This is a genomic window from Aquirufa sp. 5-AUSEE-100C1 (assembly GCF_054558655.1).
Window position 1 is genome coordinate 50,875 of sequence record NZ_JBPXKO010000004.1, and the last position, 19,336, is coordinate 70,210.

A 19,336-nucleotide genomic window follows, 5' to 3' on the forward strand; every position below is an offset into this window, starting at 1 on the left:
GACGCGATACCGCGCGTCTGAAAAAACGTAGAGACGCGATACTTCGCGTCTAAAAAAACGTAGAGACGCGATACCTCGCGTCTGAAAAAACGTAGAGACGCGAAGTATCGAGTCTCTACAATAATTACTTCTTTTTCTTCGGCTGAGCCATATCCATGTAATCCACCACCAAGCTACTTAAGGCCTTCACGCCCACTTGGAAATGACCTTCATCCAAATGGAAATCAGGGGTATGGTGACCTGCTACCTCATCCGCTTTTTTATTTTCTGGACGAGCACCTAAGAAGAAGAAGATGCCCGGAACTTTTTGTTGGAAGAATGAGAAATCCTCTGCCCCCGTATGTGCTGGAACTACACGAACTCGGTCTTTTCCATTCACACCTTGCAAGGTTGGCAACATTTTTTCGACCAATTCAGGATTATTGTAAGTTACGGGATAACCGGTACCTATGGTCACATCGGCCTTAGCCCCGCCGCTTTCTGCGATGTTGGTGGCAATATCTTTAATGCGTTGGTGAACTAATTTGCGTTGCTCCACCCCGAACGTACGAATCGTACCAATCATGTGCGAATTCTCGGGAATGATGTTTTGGCGAATACCACTATGAATCGCACCCACCGTAACGATGGCCGGATCTTCCGTAATGTTCACGGAGCGGGAAACGATGGTTTGTAAACCCATCACGATTTGAGATGAAATCACAATCGGGTCAATTCCTGTCCAAGGACTGGCCCCATGTGCCTGCTTTCCTTTCACTTTGATGTCCAATTGGTCCACCGCTGCCATCGTAGCTCCTGGCTTGTATTCAATAACGCCATTATCAGAACCCGCCGCGATGTGCAGACCAAAAATCACATCAACTTTCGGATTCTCCAAAACGCCTTCTTTCACCATTAATTCAGCGCCTGAAAGGATTGTTTCTCCTTTGTCATTATAAACACCTTCTTCAGCTGGTTGGAAAATAAACTTAACCGTCCCCGCCAAATTCGCCTTTTCTGATGCCAAAACTTCAGCGACCGCCATCAAAATAGCCACGTGTGAATCATGTCCACAGGCATGCATGACACCTGTTTTTTGGCCGTTAAATTCGGTCACTACTTTTGATTTAAAAGGTAAATCACCACGTTCCGTCACCGGCAATCCGTCCATGTCAGCACGTAAAGCTACGACCGGCCCTGGTTTGCCACCTTTTAAAACGCCAACGATACCCGTGTAACCTACCTTTTCCTGCACTTCAATTCCCAAAGAACGTAAGTGAGCAGCGACAATACCCGCCGTCCTTACTTCTTGATTTCCCAATTCCGGGTGCTCATGAAAATCACGGCGCCAAGCGATTACCTTGTCTTTCAAGGCATCCGCTTTTTGAGCGATCACAGGTTTTAATGAGGATTGGGCCGACGCGAAAAATGGCGCGGCTAATAGGGCGATGAAGGTTAGTTTTTTCATGTTTATTTCAATATTTTTAGAGACGCGATACCTCGCGTCTCTATTAATTTAGACGCGAGGTATCGCGTCTCTACATTTTACTAGACGCGAGGTATCGCGTCTCTACATTTTACTAGACGCGAGGTATCGCGTCTCTACATTTTACTGGACGCGATGTATCGCGTCTCTACAAATTATTTATACCCCCAACCGCGCATGATGGCAATATTCTCCTTCATGCAAGCCAGTGGCTGTAATCCTTGATATGATTCTTGTTCAATGATGAAATGCTTCGTTCCTCCCTCCTTGTCGCCTAATTTCACCAAAGCCTGAACATCAATTTGTCCGGAACCTTTTCCTAAAATAGTGGATTCGAATTTTTCGTGACCAGCCGCTGAAGGTACTTCATCCTTCACGTGCATGGAAACAAAACGGCCTGGGAATTTCTTCATGACTTCCGCAGGAACGCCACCTCCATTGATCATATTACCTATGTCCAACTGCTGAGCTACCAATTTCGGATCCGTATTGTTCAACATGATGTCATACAATAACTCGCCATCCAATTTCTCCGAGAATTCGAAATCGTGGTTGTGATATCCGAAACGCATGCCCGACTTTTGGCATAATTCACCCGATTTATTGAAGATGTCCATGTACTTCAACAAGAGGTTTTTATCCTTACGAATTCCCATGTCGATCGACGGGCTTATTACTAATTCCTGACCCATGGTTGCTGCATCTTCCACCGTGTATTTCCACAAATCGGTGAAATCACTTTTAGCATCATCCCAATGCGCTTTTCCCATCACCGTATGACCTGAAGGCATTTTCATACCTAAATCATCGAGGCGTTTTTTGAATTCTTTGGCTTCCCAACCGTAGAACTTACGATTAATGTAGTTGGCATGTTCCACATATTTATAGCCCATTTCCGCCAACGCATTCAATGTTCCTTGAGGATCCTTTTTCATATCCTCGCGGACAGAGTACAATTGAATCCCAACTAATTTCTTGTATTTAACAGCCGCCAGACTCTGCAAAGCAGGAGAAGCGAAGGCCAATGCGCCCAACCCGAAGGCTGAATTACGCAAAAAGGTACGACGTGATGAATTCATATTTCGATAGGTTTATTTAGTTCTTCAAGCTACTAATTCTATTTCTATTTTACAAAAATCCCGTAACTTCGAAAGATGATGCAGCCCCTCGCAGAACGAATGCGCCCCAGTTCTTTGGATGACTACATTGGCCAAGAAAAGGTCATTGGAGCCAACGCGCCCCTACGCAAAGCGATTGAGGCGGGCCATCTCCCCTCTTGTATTCTATGGGGTCCTCCCGGGGTAGGCAAAACAACCCTCGCAACCTTATTAGCTGGAGCGCTTAAGCGAACAATTTACACGCTCTCCGCAGTGCAGTCAGGCGTCAAAGAAGTTCGAGAAACCCTAGAACTCGCCAAAAAGAACCGGATGTTCGAGGCACAATCGCCCATTTTGTTTATTGATGAGATTCACCGTTTTTCGAAATCCCAACAAGATTCCTTGTTGAACGCCGTCGAAAAAGGAATCGTCACGCTCGTGGGTGCGACCACCGAAAACCCATCCTTTGAAGTCATTTCCGCCCTTTTATCCCGTTGCCAAGTATACGTTTTGGAGGCTTTAAACGATGTACACTTACGTCAAATGATTGACAAGGCCATCGCGACGGATAAATTATTTAACAACAAAACCATCACGCTGACCGAAACAGATGCCCTATTCCATTTCTCCGGAGGTGATGGACGGAAGCTTCTTAATCTATTCGAATTATTAATCACCACCGAAGGAAGCAACGAAATTGAAGTAAATAATGCCTTGGTAACTGAACGCCTCCAAAAGAATTTGGCGCAATACGACAAAGACGGCGAGCAGCATTACGATATCATTTCAGCGTTTATCAAATCGATTCGAGGATCAGATCCTGATGCGGCCGTGTATTGGTTGGCCAGAATGTTAGCGGGTGGCGAATCCCTCGAGTTTATCGGTCGGCGCTTATTGATCCTCGCCTCCGAAGACATTGGTTTAGCCAATCCCAATGCACTTTTATTAGCCCAATCCTGTTTCGAGTCCATTCGGGTCATCGGTAATCCAGAATCTCGTATCATTCTTTCTCAAACAGTGATTTATTTGGCGACCTCGCCTAAGAGTAATTCCGCTTACAATGCGATCAACAAGGCCATGGCTTATGTGGAGCAAACGGGGAATTTGCCAGTGCCATTGCACTTACGCAATGCGCCAACTAGATTGATGAAAGATTTGAATTACGGGGCAGATTACAAATACCCACATGATTATCCCGGAAGTTGGGTCGAACAAAATTATTTCCCCGAGGTTCCGAACCGACCTGTTTTTTACAGCCCGTCTGAACAGGACAAAATCAATCGTGGCACTCCATCAAAATAAGCGCACCACTTTGGTACGATATTTTTACAATACCGTCGGCAAATGTCTCATTACTCGAACTGGTTTGTTGGCCCAATGCCAACACCGGATGATTCAAATCATACAGCAAACCCGATGATTTCACCTCGATCGCTTCGCCATAAGGCATCAATGAAATGGGCGTTTTAGCAGGATACCATTTCTCAAAGCTGGGGGGCAACAGGTAGGATGTCGAATAATCGTCGAAGAAGACAATCTTTAATTCCCGACCGTATTTAACCATGGAATGAAAATTATTCAAGGTATGGTCCATGCGTTTTCCGCTTGCCCAAACGACGTTCACGGCGGGATAACCTTCCGTGAGTAAATATTCAAAAGCCTTTTCCAAATCCGTCAGATTTTGATCAGGCGTGTGCACTTTTTTTAAGGGATAATGGCTGTAATCTTCGCTGTGCGCATGGTCGAAATCGCCTAACCAAACATCCACTTTAATTCCCAAAGAAATCACGCGCTCCAAGGCACCATCAAGCACAATGACCGTGGGTGACCATTCCAATAATTGCTCCAAGATATCGATGGAACAAGCCTCCCCATTCGCGATGATGAGCGCGGGTTCTTGCTTGTCACGAATAATGTGGTGCGAGGACATATTAGGCTTTAAAGTCGGACTTACCTCCGGATTTTGAAATCAATTTAGTCTCACGAATGACGATGCCCTTGGATACCGACTTGCACATATCGTAAACAGTGAGGGCGGCAACGGAGGCTCCCACGAGTGCTTCCATCTCCACACCAGTTTTGGCTTCGAGCCGACAAATGCAGGTGATCACAATTTGATCGCTTAAAACTTCGGTTTCAAACTTACAGGAATCTAGGCCTAAAGGGTGACACAAGGGGATTAAATCCGATGTCTTTTTAGCAGCCATGGTACCCGCGATCACGGCGGTTTGCAGGATGCTACCTTTTTTATTTTGCCAACCGGCCGCTTCGAAATGTTGGACGATTTCAGCACCTAAATAAACGATGGATTGAGCCTTCGCTTCGCGAACGGTTTCGTTTTTGGAACTAACATCCACCATACCCGGGGTACCTGTGGAATCGAGGTGTGAGAAATCGCTTGACATAGACTTGTTTGAAATTTAGCTTACTAAAATACGGGAGAATTAGCAATTTTTAGCGAAATTTAACAAATACGTAAACCAAGCTACATGATCAGCCCCTTAGAAGCCATTGCTTTATTAAAAAACATTACCATTCCATTTCGTACAGAGAAGCTTCCACTTGCTAAGACATTGGGCATGAACTTGGCTGAAAAAATTGTAGCGGACCGTGATTTTCCACCATTTGACCGTGTCATGATGGATGGAATCGCAGTCAAAGACATCACAGCTCCCACCTGGAAAATCGAAGGTATTTTATTTGCCGGCGAACCGGTCAAAGCCATTAAAAAAATCGATGGTGCCTTGGAAATCATGACCGGCGCCACCGCTCCCAAAGGAACAGAAGCCATCATTAAAATCGAGGATTTACAGATTGAGAAAAAGATAGCCACATACATTGGCAAAACGCCATTAACGAAAGGTCAATTCATTCACACGCAAGGCATGGATGCCAAAGAAGGTAGCATCCTGGTCAAAAAACGCACGAAAATCGGACCGATCGAAATTGCGATAGCCGCAACAGTGGGCAAAGCGCACATTGAAGTTGAATCCAAACCTCATGTGCATATTTTCTCCACGGGTGATGAAATCGTAGGACTCCATGAAACACCTGCCGTACATCAGATTCGCAGCTCGAATGTCATGATGATGAAGTCCGTCTTGTTATCGAAAGGGTTTAAGGCTAATTCCAGTCATTTACCTGATTCGGCGGAAAAAATAAAGGCGAACCTCGACAAGGTTTTAGAGTCGAACGACATCATACTTCTTTCAGGTGGCGTTTCTGCGGGTAAAAAAGACCTTATCCCCGAGGTTTTAACAGCGGCGGGATTTGAAACGGTCTTTCACAAAATCGCCCAGAAACCGGGAAAACCGATGTTGGTTGCCACGCGTCCCGATGGCAAAGTAGTCTTCGCATTTCCGGGAAATCCGATCTCAACATTGACATGTTTTTGGGTTTATTTCTTACCTTGGGTTAACGGAGAATTCCCAGAATATTCCGAAAAGGAAATCAAGTATTTACCGAAACCTTCAGCTGATTTAGACCAATGGATTCCAGTAGAAAACGGGGAAACATTAGCGCACAATGGATCGGGAGATTTAATCAACTGGTCGCGTGCAGACGGTTTGGTTTGGCAAAAAGCAGGTCAAAAAGACAGCAAATTGCCCTATATTCCACTTAAATAAATGCACATGGAACTGAAGCTTCATCAATTCGACTTGCCTTTAAAACATACCTTCACGATCACGCACGAATCGCGTGACGTTCAGCCTACGCTCATCGTAGAATTAAGTTGGCATGGAAAAAGCGGATTCGGCGAAGCGACAGAAACCCCATACTACGGCATCACCATGGAAAAAATGGTGGCCCACATAGAAAGCGTCCGGCATTTATTACCCTCGGATATTTTGCCGCACCCGACCGACTTCTGGAAGATGTTATCCAAAACCCTTTTGGATGAACATCCTTTTGCGCTTTGCGCCTTGGATGTCGCCTATTGGGATCTTTGGGGGAAAACGCATAACAAAGCATTACATGAAATTTGGGGATTGGATGTCTCCAAAAATCCAATTACCGATTACACCATTGGCATAGACACGGTCGAAAAGATGGTTGAGAAAATGCGCGAAATGCCATTTCCTTTGTATAAAATTAAATTGGGGACCGACCAAGATTTAGAGATTGTTGAGGCCCTTCGCCAGGAAACAGATGCGGTATTTCGCGTGGATGCGAATACGGCTTGGACACCTGAACAAACCCTATATTTTGCCCCAGAATTAAAGAAACTAGGGGTCGAATTCATTGAGCAACCTCTGAAAGCGGATAATTGGGAAGGCATGAAAAAAGTATATGCTGAATCTGCCTTACCAATAATCGCAGATGAATCCTGCATTTTGGAATCGGATGTGGCGAAATGTGCGGGCTATTTTCACGGGGTCAACATCAAGTTGATGAAATGCGGTGGATTAACACCAGCCCTTCGAATGATTAAAGAAGCCAAAAGCCTCGGACTTCAAGTGATGGTGGGCTGTATGACGGAATCAACCATTGGTTGCTCGGCAATTGCCCAATTATTACCCCTATTGGATTATGTCGACATGGACGGATGCCTATTGGTGGATGACCAAATTTCCAAAGGCATTACGATTGATTATGGTCGGGTCATTTATGCAAAAACACCCGGAACGGGGGCACAATTAATTCGGTAAGATGTCCTATCAAATTCACCAACCAAACATTCCGGAACGCCTCGTGACCTTCGAGGGCAAGGAATACCAATGGCTGGGAGGCACGAACTATTTGAGTATTGGAACTCATCCCCTTTTTCAAGAAAAATTACAGGAAGGAATTCGGAGATTTTCGCAGAACTGGGGAAGTTCGAGATTGAATAATTACCAGTTGGATGTGTGGCAATCCTTAGAAGAGGTTTTCGCCAAACGCTATCAGGTCGAAGCGGTAGCCTTGTGCAGTTCGGGCCTACTAGCGGGCCAAACGGTGATGCAATACGTCATGCAAAAATATCCCGATGCGGAGATTAGCTTGGCGCCCAAAACCCATCCCGCCCTATGGCGTCATCCACATAAACCCCAAGAAGGTTTATTTTCAGATTGGAAATCGGATGCTAAAATCTTGGGAATGGATGGCATCGGTGCACCTTGGGTGGAGGAATTTTTGACGGGATTTCAAAGAGAATTACGAAAAGACCAGGTTTTAATTGTTGACGAATCGCATCGATTAGGAATAGTTTCGACGGCCCTAAACACGCCAGCACATTGTATCCAAACAAGCTCATTATCCAAGGCCTATGGGATACCCGCTGGAATCATTTTAGGTAATAAGGCCGACATCGATGAAATCAAAAAAGACCCCTTCTGGGTGGGGGGATCCCCTCCGAATCCGGCCTATATGTATGCCTGTTTACATGCGCAAGAGGCTTATGAAGAACGCATGCAGCATTCTCAAAACATGGCGCACTTATTTACGAAAAATGCCAAGCATGTACAGTTCGTTCGGGATTATCCTGCATTTAGTGCCCAAGATGCGCAATTATTTGAGCACCTGAAAAATCATGGATTCCTATGCAATCAATTTGCCTACCCAGATGTTACGGCTAAACCGATTTGCAAAGCGATTCTACCCGCAAGCCTCGGCCTGAAAGATATTGAAGACCTCCTAGCAGCCCTTGAAAAATATGAAATTTAAACTCGTTCTACTTTTTGGACTTCTGAATACTACGATGTTACATGCCCAAGAAAATCTCATTGAGCAACTCTTGAAGTCGAACCCGACCTATTTCAAGCATTTGACGGATAATCCGTCAAAATACCGTTTGCAAATCTTATTCACGCAGATCGATCGTGATTCAAATAACCAAGCGAAATTTACGACACATGCTTACCGGGTTGATGCCAACGAATATTTTTATCCCGCGAGTACGGTGAAATTAGCCGCCAGTGTATTGGCCTTGGAAAAAATCAACCAGCTAAAAATTGATAAATCGACGACCTTTCAGACCTTGAAAAATCGGCCGACCCAGTTGGAAATCTTAAAGGATAGCACGGCTGCCAACGGACTACCAAGCATCGAACATTACATCAAAAAGATTTTATTGGTCTCCGATAATGAGGCTTACAATCGCCTTTATGAGTTTTTAGGTCAAAAAGATTTCAATAAAACGATCGCCAACAAAGGATTTGAAGGTGTTCGCTTTACACATCGATTACAGACCTCGATTCCCTTATTGGAGAATCAATACACGAATCCGGTTCAATTCATCAATCAGCAAGGTGAAGTTATTTGGCAACAAAAGGAGCAGTTTAATAAAAAACAAATCTTCTCAAGTACGCCCATCTTATTAGGTAAAGGCGTCATGAATGACTCCGGTCGAATTATCCCGCATCCTGTAAATTTCAGTTTTAAAAATGCTTATCCCTTGCAGGCGCAACATAATTTCTTGAAGCGACTGATGTTTCCTGGCTCATTTACTAAAAGCGAACAGTTTAAGTTAAAAGCTGAGGATTATGCATTTTTGTATCGCTACATGTCGCAATATCCAACCGAATCAAAATATCCAAGCTATCAATCAGATAGTACCATTGGACCTGCCTATTGCAAATTCCTATATTACGGCGGAGAGAAAAATGCGAAGATCAATCCCGATGTGAGAATCTTTAATAAAGTCGGCGATGCCTACGGCTTCTTGTTGGACAATGCCTATTTTGTCGATTTCAAACGGGGAGTCGAATTTATGCTGACCGCAACTATTTATTGCAACGAAGATGAGATCTTCAATGATGATAAATACGATTACGACACTGTCGGATTCCCATTCTATAAGCATTTAGGCGAGGTAATCTACAACTATGAGTTGGCTCGCAAGAAAGTTAATCAACCCAACCTAGACTATTTAAAATTTAGCTATGCGGATTAAAATCATCTTATTTATTTTATTTGCTCATAGCATTTGGGCACAAAAAACGGTTGGGATCATTAATGTCTCTGTTGGCAATGTACGCACCGAAGCCCGCGAAGGAGCGGAAATGAGCACCCAGGTATTATTGGGCACCCCTGTTCAATTATTGGAAAAAGCCGCGACGAGGAATTGGTATCGAATTCAGTTACCCGATCATTACCAGGGTTGGATTGAAGGAAGTACGATCATTCGGATGGATAGTACGGAATTCAAAAACTATCAAAATTCTGGGAAAGAATATGTGGTAATGGCGAGTGCGAGTAAGGTTTACCAACAACCCAGTTTCAAATCGGAGATTGTGAGTGAGTTGGTCCAACATAACCGGGTGATGGTTACGCAAAAGAAAATCGGTTTTTGGGAGATACTGATGGCGGACGGAACCAAGGGATTTGTCTCCCAAAAGGATGTCGTCAATTTTAAGGAGTGGAAGAAATCCAATCCGGCACCGACGGAAAATCGCTTATTGTTAGCGGCTCACCAATTGATGGGAATTCCTTATTTGTGGGGTGGAACGTCGAATAAGGGAATGGATTGTAGTGGATTTACCAAATTAGTCTTTCAGGCTAATGGTTGGAATATTCCTCGAGATGCGAGCCAACAAGCACGTGAGGGAGAAATGGTCGATAGCCTTCGAAACTGGCAAAATCTAAAGCCGGGGGACTTATTGTTTTTCGGCGAAAAGCGCCAAGATGGCACCTACAAAGTAGTCCACGTGGGTATTTGGGAAGGAAATCAGGCCTTTATACATGCAGCAGATCGTACGCGCAGAGCTAGTTTTGAGCCAAACTCAAAAGACTTTGATGCCTACAATTTGAATCGCTATTTATTCACGAAACGCATCAATGCACTCGGCAAAGAAGTCCAAAAAATTGATTAGGCGTTCTTCTTCCGTTGTGAATAAAGGAGGACAATGACCCCAAAAAGTACGGCTGGAATGGAAAGAATTTGACCCATGTTCAGCGTTAGGTTATTCTCAAAAGCACTTTGGTTTTCCTTAAAAAACTCGTAGAAAAAGCGAAGGGTGAAGAGAATAATCATGAACCAACCCGTCATGAGTCCCTCTTGTGTTGCTTGTTTCTTACGTGACCAAAACCACATTAAGGCGGCAAAAATCAAGAGACAAGATAAAGCCTCATACAATTGAGAAGGATGTCGAGCTAAGACCAAATTCGGATCTCCGTAAGGATTGAACTCCGTATCACGAAGAAACTTAAAGCCCCAGGGCAATTCAGTCGGCTTTCCGATAATTTCCGAATTCATCAAATTCCCCATTCTAATAAAGAAACCTGCCAATGCAACTGCGGGAACGATGCGGTCGGTGATGTATAAATAAGACATCCCGGGATGCTTTTTGGAATACAAGTAAAAGGCAAGGAATAAACCGATGGAAGCGCCGTGAGAAGCCAAACCGGAGAAAGGAGGCGTAATCATTTGAATAAAAAAGCGCAAAGGATCGGCTTGTAACAAGGGGAACTCATAAAAGAAATAATGACCTGCACGGGCACCTACAATGGTCGCGACCATGGTATACATCAAAAGTTGATCAGCTTGTTCCGTTGATCTTCCCTCCTGCTTAAACATATAACTCACCACACGAAAACCTGCTAAAAAAGCGAGGGCGAAGAAAAATCCATACCATCGGATGGGGAAACCAAACAAATCAACAATTACTGGATTGGGGTCCCAAGAAATAAAGGCTAACAACATAGGTTTATGGAATGTAAACCCAAAAATAATGGAAAAATTAAGAATTACGTGATACCTTCTTGACAAGTACCTGAATGGATTTCTTAATCGCTTTCGCGGGATACAATCGCTGCGGCAAGCCAAGTGCCAAAACCGGTTGGACAATATTGACCAATACCAAGACCAAAAGCAAGAGTTTAAATTTTCGCATGCACAAAACTAAACAAATTATAGTACTATGCAATGCAAGGTACTATAAAATTTAACAAATTTTAATTTCGTAGACTTGATAGGTCGATTCGTCGATTGCATGTTGGCATGTCATCGTTTTCAATTCATATTTGTACACGATTAAACAAGTACAAGCGTTTAACCTGTGTTCAACTAAAAATTCAGACCTATGAAAAAGTTCATTCTTTTCGCCTTCGCTAGCGCAGCAATCTTATCGTCATGCACGAAAGAAGATGCCATTGATCCTCAAGGCTTTCAGGCCACCAATACGGCCAATGTCCCTCAAGCTGTTCAGACAACCATTAAGCAAACCTACCCTTCCGCACAAGTTGCCTATTCAGTGCTTCAGCCGAATGCGCTGTATGTTGCCGATGTAACAACCTCCTCGACCGAAGCGCAGGTAGTGATCACATCCAAAGGAAGTATCCGTGAGGCATTTTCGAAAATTGATTCTACGGCTTTACCAGCGAGTGTATTGACCTATTTATCGACCAACTTCCCGGGCTATGATATGTTGCATGCCTCTCAAAAGACAACGGGTACGCCTACAGGCTATCGGGTTGAATTAAAATACAAAACGGAATTTTACTCGGTTCTCTTTGATGACAAAGGTGCCTTCGTTTCTCAGACGACGGGTATGCCTGGAGGTCCCAAAGGAGGTGGTAAAAAAGGGAGCCACGGGCCCGCAGTCACGAGTTTAGCATTAACTGATTTGCCGGCGGCCGTACAAACTGCACTTACTGGTTATACCTTTAAGCGTGCGATGGCCAAGGTAGATGCATCGGGTGCAACAATTTATCACATTCACGCTGAGAAAGCTGGAATTGAATATGACTTAGATATTGACGCCACGGGTAAAGTCCTATCCTCTAAGGAAGAGGCTGACAAACCGGAAATCAGCAAAACCGATTTGACAAGCTTACCAGCCGCTATCGTTAGCTATTTGAATACCAATGCGGCGGGATGGGTACTTAAAAATGCGGTAAGCATTTCATCTGATAAAGTAGCCATTCATTACCATGTCGTTGTTTCAGTAGGAAACGCAGTGCAAACCTTTATGTTCGACAAAGATTTCAAGGTGATTCAAAATGCCGGTAAAGGACCCAAAGATAACCCTAGCCTACCGAATTTCACCGTTGTTGAAATTACCCAAGCACAATTACCAGCTACCGTAATTACCTACCTAAATACCAAATACGTGGGCTGGAAATTCACCAAAGCGCAAACGGTTTCTGCAGACGCAACAATTAAAGAATATGAAGTTTTCATCACCGTAGGTGACAAAGCTTATAAAGTCGAATTCGATGGAAATGGCGTTTTCTTAGGTGCGAAATTGAAGTAACAAATCGCGTCAAGTATATCGAAAAGGCTTGCTTCGGCAGGCCTTTTTGGTTTATTTTGAGCCATGCAAGAAATCGAGCCATCCTTTCAATGGGAATCCATTTACAATGCGGCACATGACCGCAAATCCCCGTTTTATGGCCGGACCTATTCGCAAACTGAATACGAACACGATATCTATGGTTATTACATTCATCCACTCTGGGATGAAATCGATTCAGAAACGCTCTATTGCAAGATTCTTTTTACGGATTATACCCTCAAATACAGCATTATCGAATTATTTGGGGAATGGAATGACACCTTGCATAATGATATCATGTTGTTGAAACGCCAGGTTATCGACCACTTAATGGCGGTTGGGATCAAGCATTTTATTTTGATAGGCGAAAATGTCTTCAACTTCCATGGAAGTTACGAGGATGATTATTATGCCGAATGGTTTGAAGAGGTAGAAGACGGCTGGATCGTAGGTCTTCACTTCGCTGAATTCGTCGAAAAGGAATGGGCAAAATACCATGTGGATTATTACATCAATTTTGGAGGGAACCTGCAAATTCCCAATTGGCGCACACTAAAACCAGAAATGATATTTTCGTACCTACACCATGTCATGAGCAAGAGATTAGGACCTGCCTAATATTTTTTTACGCATCAGGACATGAATGCATTGGAGATGAGTTATCTTAGTCATTGAATTTTTGATCAAACCATTCCTATGAAAAATCTTTGTTTACTGGTACTCTTGAGTATTTCCTTTTTAGGTTTCGCGAAGAAGCCCGACACGCGTTATTATGAGATGCGGATTTATTATTGCCACACGGGTCGCTTAGATGCCTTGATCCAACGATTCACAAACCATACCACAAAGATTTTCGAAAAACACGGTATGACGAATGTGGGTTATTGGATTCCGAACAACAACACAGAAAACGCTTTATACTACATTTTATCATACCCTAGTCAAGCGGCGCGCGATACAGCTTGGAGCCATTTCGGCAAGGATCCCGAGTGGAAGGAAGTAGCCAAAAAATCAGAAGAAAGCGGTAAAATCGTTGCCAAAGTAACAAGTATCTTCATGAATGCGACCGATTTCAGCCCGAAAATCAAACCTTCGAGTGCAGATGTTGACCGCACCTTTGAGATGCGTACCTACACGGCGGCACCAGACAAATTACCCAATGTTTTAGCGCGTTTCCGCGATCACACCACGAAGCTTTTCAAGAAGCATGGCATGGAAAACATCGCCTACTTCACAACCATTCCAAAAGATGGTTCGCAAAGTAAATTGTTATATTTCTTGGCACATAAAAGTGAGGCAGCTGGTAAGGCTAGTTTTGATGCTTTCCGACTAGACCCTAAATGGATCGCCGTGAAAGAGGCCTCAGAAAAAGACGGAAAAATTGTTGAGAAAGTAGAATCTATCTACATGAGCCCAACGACATTCTCTACAATTCGATAAATGCTCGTATCTTTGGACGTGGTATTCAAACACCACGTCCAAAAATATGCAGTGGATTAAAAAAGGTTTGTTGTTTTGTCCCGATGGGAAATCAACCTGGAATCAGAAAGGGTATGCGCATGTCGTATGTGTAGACACGTCATACGAAGACAAAATCAGACTTTACTACTCAGCCCGCGATGAAAAAGGGCGTTGCCAGGCATCATTTATTGATTTAGACCCGGACAAGCTTTCAAATATTCTCTACGTACATCCCGAACCCATACTCGATTTAGGTGCTCCTGGCACATTCGATGATTGTGGCATCATGCCTACCTGGTTCATGCAACATGGGGACGAAAAGTGGCTATATTACATTGGTTGGACCGTTCGAAACACGATTCCCTACCATAATGCCTTGGGTATTGCTAGTTCGAAAGACGGCATTCATTTTACCAAAAAATTCACGGGCCCTGTCATCAGCACCACAGCTACCGAACCTTATTTTAACGGCTCCGCATGCTTTCTAGAACATGAGGGAAAATTCAAAGCTTGGTACCTAAACTGTACCCATTGGATCGAAGACCAAGGAAAAATGGAGCCCTGTTACCACATTAAATACGCGGAATCAAACGATGGAATCAATTGGGTGCGCCAAGGTCAAGTAGCCATCGACTACCGCGATGAAGTGGAAGGTGGAATTTCAAGACCCAGTGTACTCATCGAAGATGGCATCTACAAAATGTGGTTCTCAGCGCGTGCCATCACAGATTATCGCGAAAACCGCGAACGCTCATACCGCATCTACTACGCAGAGTCCACTGACGGAATACATTGGACACGCAAAGACGACGAGGTGGGCATCGATGTGAGTGAAGACCCAACTGCTTGGGATTATTCGATGATTGAATACCCCTTAGTTATCCAGCATCGCGGAAGAAAAATCATGTTTTACAACGGAAATCATTTTGGTCAAACTGGCGTAGGATATGCCGAAATGCTCTAATTGGAATGGATTTTTCGCGCTATAACCACCATCTTTTCCCGGGTTCTCAGCCGCTTGCCCACCCCAAAGTGAGCATCTGTTTTATTACCTATAAACACGAGGATTACATCCGCGAAAGCCTCGATTCCATTTTAGCGCAAGAGACGAATTTTGACTTTGAAATCATCATTGGCGAGGATCATTCACCGGATTCGACCGCACAAATTGTGCAAGCGTACGCCAAGAAATATCCCAATAAAATCAAGGCCTATATTCGCCCCCAAAATATTGGAGCGAAACATAATTTTTTACATTGTTTCTTCGATTGCCGAGGGGAATATATCGTTCACATCGAAGGGGATGATTATTGGACAGACACCCAGAAACTTCAGCGTCAGGTGGATTTCCTAGACTCACATCCCAATGCCTCGGCTTGTTTTCATAATGCCCAAATTGTCTATGAAGACAATAGCCAGCGGCCGAGCGAATTAATAAACCCTACGGATCAAAAACCTTGGACCCAAAGCCAAGATTTCTTAGTTGAGAAGGAAACCTGGTTCATGGCAACCGCCGCGGTCATGATGCGACGAAAATTCGCGCATTCCCTACCCGAGTGGTTTTTACATTCTAAAAGTGGCGATATCCCCCTCTATGTTATTCTCGCGGAACAGGGACCCATCGGATATCTGCCAGAAGTCATGTCGGTCTATCGAAAAAATGAGGGCGGAATTAGCATGACCGACCATGTTCATTCCGAAGCCTTTATTAAGAATCGAATCTTTATGTATTCAAATATCAATGAATACACCCACAAAAAATACGACCACTTGGTCCGCCCAATCCTACAAGACTACTACCTGATGCGTAGAGAATGCTTGGAAAACAAAGGAAATTGGATAAAATCCTTGACCTATTTTTGCCAAGCCACATTACTCAATCCCCCCCAATCGTTCAAGGCTTGGAAGGCCTATTTGAAGAGTCAATTATTGAGCCCAGAAACCTTGTTGGCCTACCTTAATTTCCGTTCGAAACTGAACCAATTCCTCGGTCGATAAATTTGCTTTTTTTGCCGATTTAATTGACCTTTACAACAAAGCGTATCGCTCAACCTATTCCTAATTATGAAAAAATCAATCCTTGGACGCATGTCCATTCTTGGAGCCCTATGCCTATTTGGCTATTTCGGTATTTCTTCATTTCAAAAAAACGATCATCAACGCTGGGGGCAAGCCCTATTGGATTCGCTAAACGAATCTCAAAAGCATGAGGCAACCCATGCCTTGAAAGGATTGCAAATAGATCCCGAGCTCGAGATTACGACGTTTGCAACGGAACCGATGCTTAAAAACCCGACAAACATGGACATCGATTCCAAGGGTCGCGTTTGGATTACCGAAGCTTTCAACTACCGTCCTGCCATCGCCGGAAATCCGGTAAATCCGGCAGGGGACCGAATTATCATCCTAGAGGATACGAATGGAGATGGCAAGGCCGACAACGAAAAAGTATTTTACCAATCGCCTGAATTAAATGCCCCTTTAGGCATAGCCGTGCTGGATAGCATGGTCATTGTGGCGCAAAGTCCCTATATCTGGAAATTCTTTGATGACAATCACGACGATAAGGCCGACCGAAAAGAAATCATGTTTCGAGGCATTGGTGGCGAGCAGCATGACCATGGCGCGCATGCATTTACCTTTGGTCCCGATGGAAAGCTCTATTTCAACCTAGGAAATGAGGGCAAGCAATTACTCGATGCCAAGGGAAAACCCGTTTTAGATCAAGATGGTGACGAAATCGGGCCCAAAAAATACAAGCAAGGCATGGTCTTCCGTTGTAACCTCGATGGATCTCAAGTAGAATGCCTGGGCCAAAACTTCCGCAATAATTTCGAAGTCGCCGTAGATTCTTACGGGGCCATGTGGCAATCCGACAACGACGATGATGGGAACAAAGGCGTTCGTATCAACTCGGTTTTCGAGCATGGAAATTATGGCTATACCGATGAGATGACAGGTGAAGGTTGGTATGTGCAACGAACCAACATGGAAAAAGAAGTCCCTTTGCAACACTGGCATTTAAACGATCCTGGGGTTGTTCCGAACTTATTGCAAACGGGTTCTGGATCTCCCACAGGAATTTTGGTCTACGAAGGAAACCTCTTGCCTAGCAAATTCCAAAACCAAATCATTCACGCAGATGCAGGTCCCAATGTCGTTCGGGCCTATCCGACAAAAGCACAGGGAGCGGGTTATTCAGCCAGCATATTAAATCTTGTAGAAGGAGTGAAAGACCAGTGGTTCCGTCCAGCTGATGTGACAGTGGCACCGGATGGGTCATTGTTTATCGCCGACTGGTATGATCCCGGCGTAGGAGGTCACCAGGCGGGGGATCAAAATAAAGGCAGAATCTATCGCATTTCGCGTAAAAACACCCCCTATTTCGTTAAGAAAACCCGCCTCGATTCCCCAATCGGCGCAATCACTGCCCTATTTAATCCAAATTTGGCAACACGCTATTTGGGCTATAAGGCCCTCCAACAAATGGGAGAAAATGCCCAAAAGGATATCGCAAGCATTTTCCAAAGTGAAACTAACCCTCGTTTAAAAGCACGGTTATTTTGGATATTAGCTCAAGGAACGGACGGATTATCTTACATCGACAAGGCGCTCAACAACCCATCGGAAGAATGGCGTATGATGGCGATTCGAGCCGCAAAAATGCGTCCATTTAGTACTTGGAAAGCCTTAGCACATCGCGCAGTAAATGATGCCAATGACCAAGTGAAACGTGAACTCGCCATTGCATTACACCATGTGAAAGATGCAGAGGCAGATGATATTTGGGCAAAATTAGCCTCGCAACATACGGGCACGGACCGCTGGTATTTAGAGGCCTTGGGAATTGGTGCGGATAAACATTGGGAATCGCGTTTGACGGCTTATTTGGCAACAAAACCGGCAGATTCACCTGCGTTTCGAGACATCATTTTCCGATCAAGAACGGAATTAGCCAACAGCTATATTTTCCAATATCTAAAAGAATCCAAGCCATTAGATGAGAAATTACGCTATTTCCGGGCATTGGATTTCATACCCGGGGAGCAGAAATCCGTGATGCTCGTTGACCTGATTAACAAAGACTTAAAAAATAACCCAGCAGCCACCTTGGTTGCGATTCGTCACTTATCTCCAGCCTACGTGCAAAAAAATGAATTGGCTAAAAAGACGCTCATCAAATTATTGCCCAAAGACAATATTGATGAATACACGAAACTAATCGAGAAATATAATTTAGCAGAATTGAAACCCGATTTGATGACGGTGATCTTGAGTAATAAAGGTGGCCGACAAGCTGCTAAGGCGCTCTATGCCTTACCAAACGGAGGACAATTCATTAAAACGAGTTTCGAAAAGGGAAATAATTCGGTGAAGCGTTCGATCATTGATGCAATCCGTTGGCAAGGAAACAAAGAAAGTATTGCCTTGTTGAGCCAAACCCTTCAAAACACCAAACTTGATCTCATTGTACGCAAGGATGCCGCTAAGGGCATTGGGAATTCCTATCCAGCTGGTGAGGATTTTGTCTTGCAGTCCTTGAAGGACAAGAAAATTCCGGAGAATTTAATTCCATCCGTGGTGGAGTCGGTGAGCAAGGCTTGGCGGAAAGGTGTTCGCTTAGAAGCCAATGGCTATTTATCGGGAGCACAAAGTGTAAGCAAGACGAAACATCCTCCATTGAACGATTTAATCAACCTAAAAGGCGTGGCGAAGAATGGCATTAAGGTGTTTGTAGAACAATGTGCCATGTGCCATCAGATTAATAACGAGGGTATCGACTTTGGTCCAAAACTTTCTGAAATCGGATCAAAACTATCGAAGGAGGGGATGTACTTATCCATCCTGCATCCGAACGCGGGAATTGGATTTGGTTATGAGAGCTTTGAAATCACGACAAAGAAGGGGGATGTGTACCAGGGAATCATTACTTCGAAAAATGAGACCGACATCATCTTGAAATTACCCGGAGGCTCCGTGCAGAACTTTAAAACCTCGGCTTTAAAGAGCGTGAAGCAATTAGATAATTCGATGATGCCAGATGGATTAGCGGATGGCTTATCAACAAGTGAATTGAGTGATTTAGTGGAATATTTAAGCACTTTAAAGAAAAAATAACG

The 19,336-nt window shown here is 44.1% G+C and carries 18 protein-coding genes; 12 read left to right on the forward strand and 6 right to left on the reverse strand.

The features are described from left to right. Window positions 1-124: 124 nt before the first annotated feature. Window positions 125-1,447: an amidohydrolase gene (locus ACMH5P_RS10065; RefSeq protein WP_459494243.1), complete on the reverse strand. Its 1,323-nt coding sequence runs from the start codon at window positions 1,445-1,447 to the stop codon at window positions 125-127. A gap of 173 nt (window positions 1,448-1,620) precedes the next feature. Further along, the gene (locus tag ACMH5P_RS10070) at window positions 1,621-2,544 is read right to left on the reverse strand and encodes a sugar phosphate isomerase/epimerase family protein (RefSeq protein ID WP_459494244.1); all 924 of its coding nucleotides are present in this window, start codon (window positions 2,542-2,544) and stop codon (window positions 1,621-1,623) included. Between the two features lie 75 nt (window positions 2,545-2,619). Here ACMH5P_RS10070 and ACMH5P_RS10075 point away from each other — a divergent pair, with 75 nt between their 5' ends. Next, window positions 2,620-3,864 carry a replication-associated recombination protein A gene (locus ACMH5P_RS10075; protein WP_459494245.1) on the forward strand — a complete coding sequence of 415 codons (1,245 nt, stop codon included), beginning with the start codon at window positions 2,620-2,622 and terminating at the stop codon, window positions 3,862-3,864. Here ACMH5P_RS10075 and ACMH5P_RS10080 read toward each other — a convergent pair. Both ACMH5P_RS10080 and moaC read right to left on the reverse strand, forming a co-directional pair. After that, window positions 3,839-4,492: a thiamine diphosphokinase gene (locus ACMH5P_RS10080; RefSeq protein ID WP_459494246.1), complete on the reverse strand. Its 654-nt coding sequence runs from the start codon at window positions 4,490-4,492 to the stop codon at window positions 3,839-3,841. The two genes, ACMH5P_RS10075 and ACMH5P_RS10080, sit on opposite strands and share 26 nt — an antisense overlap. A 1-nt stretch (window position 4,493) precedes the next feature. Continuing rightward, window positions 4,494-4,967 carry a cyclic pyranopterin monophosphate synthase MoaC gene (gene moaC / locus ACMH5P_RS10085; RefSeq protein WP_459494247.1) on the reverse strand — a complete coding sequence of 158 codons (474 nt, stop codon included), beginning with the start codon at window positions 4,965-4,967 and terminating at the stop codon, window positions 4,494-4,496. A gap of 84 nt (window positions 4,968-5,051) precedes the next feature. On the opposite strand from moaC, the gene ACMH5P_RS10090 reads away from it, so the two are divergent. The 5 genes from ACMH5P_RS10090 to ACMH5P_RS10110 are packed head-to-tail and all read left to right on the forward strand — an operon-like array spanning window position 5,052 to window position 10,352. Then, a complete protein-coding gene (locus tag ACMH5P_RS10090) occupies window positions 5,052-6,188 on the forward strand; it encodes a molybdopterin molybdotransferase MoeA (protein WP_459494248.1) in 1,137 nt (378 codons plus the stop codon). A gap of 6 nt (window positions 6,189-6,194) precedes the next feature. Continuing rightward, complete coding sequence (locus tag ACMH5P_RS10095; protein ID WP_459494249.1) at window positions 6,195-7,211, forward strand: dipeptide epimerase; 1,017 nt, start codon at window positions 6,195-6,197, stop codon at window positions 7,209-7,211. Window position 7,212: 1 nt separating this feature from the next. Beyond that, complete coding sequence (locus ACMH5P_RS10100; RefSeq protein WP_459494250.1) at window positions 7,213-8,205, forward strand: aminotransferase class I/II-fold pyridoxal phosphate-dependent enzyme; 993 nt, start codon at window positions 7,213-7,215, stop codon at window positions 8,203-8,205. Beyond that, window positions 8,195-9,433: a serine hydrolase gene (locus ACMH5P_RS10105; protein WP_459494251.1), complete on the forward strand. Its 1,239-nt coding sequence runs from the start codon at window positions 8,195-8,197 to the stop codon at window positions 9,431-9,433. The genes ACMH5P_RS10100 and ACMH5P_RS10105 overlap by 11 nt, the downstream gene beginning before the upstream one ends. After that, the gene (locus tag ACMH5P_RS10110) at window positions 9,423-10,352 is read left to right on the forward strand and encodes a C40 family peptidase (protein WP_459494252.1); all 930 of its coding nucleotides are present in this window, start codon (window positions 9,423-9,425) and stop codon (window positions 10,350-10,352) included. The genes ACMH5P_RS10105 and ACMH5P_RS10110 overlap by 11 nt, the downstream gene beginning before the upstream one ends. Here ACMH5P_RS10110 and lgt read toward each other — a convergent pair. Together lgt and ACMH5P_RS10120 are read right to left on the reverse strand one after the other, a co-directional pair. After that, complete coding sequence (gene lgt / locus ACMH5P_RS10115) at window positions 10,349-11,182, reverse strand: prolipoprotein diacylglyceryl transferase (RefSeq protein ID WP_459494253.1); 834 nt, start codon at window positions 11,180-11,182, stop codon at window positions 10,349-10,351. The genes ACMH5P_RS10110 and lgt overlap by 4 nt on opposite strands. 37 nt (window positions 11,183-11,219) lie before the next feature. Next, a complete protein-coding gene (locus ACMH5P_RS10120) occupies window positions 11,220-11,372 on the reverse strand; it encodes a hypothetical protein (RefSeq protein ID WP_459494254.1) in 153 nt (50 codons plus the stop codon). Window positions 11,373-11,561: 189 nt separating this feature from the next. Between ACMH5P_RS10120 and ACMH5P_RS10125 the strand changes: the two genes are divergently transcribed. From ACMH5P_RS10125 to ACMH5P_RS10150, 6 genes are all read left to right on the forward strand, one after another. Further along, window positions 11,562-12,734 (forward strand): PepSY-like domain-containing protein, encoded by a 1,173-nt coding sequence (locus tag ACMH5P_RS10125; protein WP_459494255.1) that lies wholly within the window; start codon window positions 11,562-11,564, stop codon window positions 12,732-12,734. 63 nt (window positions 12,735-12,797) lie between these two features. Further along, on the forward strand, window positions 12,798-13,373 hold the full coding sequence (locus ACMH5P_RS10130) for a hypothetical protein (RefSeq protein ID WP_459494256.1): 576 nt from the start codon (window positions 12,798-12,800) through the stop codon (window positions 13,371-13,373). Between the two features lie 78 nt (window positions 13,374-13,451). Then, window positions 13,452-14,195, forward strand: a complete 744-nt coding sequence (locus ACMH5P_RS10135) for an NIPSNAP family protein (RefSeq protein WP_459494257.1) — start codon at window positions 13,452-13,454, stop codon at window positions 14,193-14,195. 46 nt (window positions 14,196-14,241) lie between these two features. Next, window positions 14,242-15,180, forward strand: a complete 939-nt coding sequence (locus ACMH5P_RS10140; RefSeq protein WP_459494258.1) for a glycoside hydrolase family protein — start codon at window positions 14,242-14,244, stop codon at window positions 15,178-15,180. Window positions 15,181-15,185: 5 nt separating this feature from the next. Then, window positions 15,186-16,214 (forward strand): glycosyltransferase family 2 protein, encoded by a 1,029-nt coding sequence (locus ACMH5P_RS10145; protein ID WP_459494259.1) that lies wholly within the window; start codon window positions 15,186-15,188, stop codon window positions 16,212-16,214. 66 nt (window positions 16,215-16,280) lie between these two features. After that, window positions 16,281-19,334: a PVC-type heme-binding CxxCH protein gene (locus ACMH5P_RS10150; protein WP_459494260.1), complete on the forward strand. Its 3,054-nt coding sequence runs from the start codon at window positions 16,281-16,283 to the stop codon at window positions 19,332-19,334. Window positions 19,335-19,336 lie beyond the last annotated feature (2 nt).

What these genes read in the sequence shown, in the direction of transcription:
- ACMH5P_RS10140 (WP_459494258.1), top strand. Translation starts at nt 14,242, where the DNA reads ATGCAGTGGATTAAAAAAGGTTTGTTGTTTTGTCCCGATGGGAAATCA.
- ACMH5P_RS10125 (WP_459494255.1), top strand. Translation starts at nt 11,562, where the DNA reads ATGAAAAAGTTCATTCTTTTCGCCTTCGCTAGCGCAGCAATCTTATCG.
- ACMH5P_RS10105 (WP_459494251.1), top strand. Translation starts at nt 8,195, where the DNA reads ATGAAATTTAAACTCGTTCTACTTTTTGGACTTCTGAATACTACGATG.
- ACMH5P_RS10070 (WP_459494244.1), bottom strand. Translation starts at nt 2,544, where the DNA reads ATGAATTCATCACGTCGTACCTTTTTGCGTAATTCAGCCTTCGGGTTG.
- ACMH5P_RS10065 (WP_459494243.1), bottom strand. Translation starts at nt 1,447, where the DNA reads ATGAAAAAACTAACCTTCATCGCCCTATTAGCCGCGCCATTTTTCGCG.
- ACMH5P_RS10090 (WP_459494248.1), top strand. Translation starts at nt 5,052, where the DNA reads ATGATCAGCCCCTTAGAAGCCATTGCTTTATTAAAAAACATTACCATT.
- lgt (WP_459494253.1), bottom strand. Translation starts at nt 11,182, where the DNA reads ATGTTGTTAGCCTTTATTTCTTGGGACCCCAATCCAGTAATTGTTGAT.
- ACMH5P_RS10080 (WP_459494246.1), bottom strand. Translation starts at nt 4,492, where the DNA reads ATGTCCTCGCACCACATTATTCGTGACAAGCAAGAACCCGCGCTCATC.
- ACMH5P_RS10075 (WP_459494245.1), top strand. Translation starts at nt 2,620, where the DNA reads ATGATGCAGCCCCTCGCAGAACGAATGCGCCCCAGTTCTTTGGATGAC.
- ACMH5P_RS10150 (WP_459494260.1), top strand. Translation starts at nt 16,281, where the DNA reads ATGAAAAAATCAATCCTTGGACGCATGTCCATTCTTGGAGCCCTATGC.
- ACMH5P_RS10110 (WP_459494252.1), top strand. Translation starts at nt 9,423, where the DNA reads ATGCGGATTAAAATCATCTTATTTATTTTATTTGCTCATAGCATTTGG.
- ACMH5P_RS10095 (WP_459494249.1), top strand. Translation starts at nt 6,195, where the DNA reads ATGGAACTGAAGCTTCATCAATTCGACTTGCCTTTAAAACATACCTTC.
- ACMH5P_RS10100 (WP_459494250.1), top strand. Translation starts at nt 7,213, where the DNA reads ATGTCCTATCAAATTCACCAACCAAACATTCCGGAACGCCTCGTGACC.
- ACMH5P_RS10130 (WP_459494256.1), top strand. Translation starts at nt 12,798, where the DNA reads ATGCAAGAAATCGAGCCATCCTTTCAATGGGAATCCATTTACAATGCG.
- ACMH5P_RS10135 (WP_459494257.1), top strand. Translation starts at nt 13,452, where the DNA reads ATGAAAAATCTTTGTTTACTGGTACTCTTGAGTATTTCCTTTTTAGGT.
- ACMH5P_RS10145 (WP_459494259.1), top strand. Translation starts at nt 15,186, where the DNA reads ATGGATTTTTCGCGCTATAACCACCATCTTTTCCCGGGTTCTCAGCCG.
- ACMH5P_RS10120 (WP_459494254.1), bottom strand. Translation starts at nt 11,372, where the DNA reads ATGCGAAAATTTAAACTCTTGCTTTTGGTCTTGGTATTGGTCAATATT.
- moaC (WP_459494247.1), bottom strand. Translation starts at nt 4,967, where the DNA reads ATGTCAAGCGATTTCTCACACCTCGATTCCACAGGTACCCCGGGTATG.